Below are 289 nucleotides of genomic sequence, written 5' to 3' on the forward strand. Positions count from 1 at the left end.
GCCCGGTCGTCTCCAGCAGGGCGATCTGTACGTCTTCGATCTGCAGCCCGCCCTGCTGGCGCAGCGCGGCGTCGAAATCTGCACGGCTGATCAGTTCGCGGCGGAGAACGCCCTCCAACAGCCGGCCATCACGCGCGATCACGGTGGGCTCTCCTTCGATCATCCGCTCCATGCGCCGATTGCGGGTGGTCAACCAGCCCACCCCATAGTTCAGCACGATCAGGGTGGCCGCCAGCAGCAGGCCACCGCCCAGCGAGGTGTCAGTGCCCAGCAGCGCGTTCTGCACCGC

The 289-nt window shown here is 67.5% G+C and carries 1 protein-coding gene; it reads right to left on the minus strand.

Going from position 1 to position 289, the window contains the following annotated elements; translation table 11 throughout:
• A partial coding sequence (locus tag EN850_RS35750; RefSeq protein WP_136093087.1) for a YetF domain-containing protein occupies positions 1–289 on the minus strand: 289 nt, incomplete at both ends.

The organism is Mesorhizobium sp. M8A.F.Ca.ET.207.01.1.1, from assembly GCF_004794715.1.
In the GTDB taxonomy this organism is placed as follows: Bacteria; Pseudomonadota; Alphaproteobacteria; order Rhizobiales; family Rhizobiaceae; genus Mesorhizobium.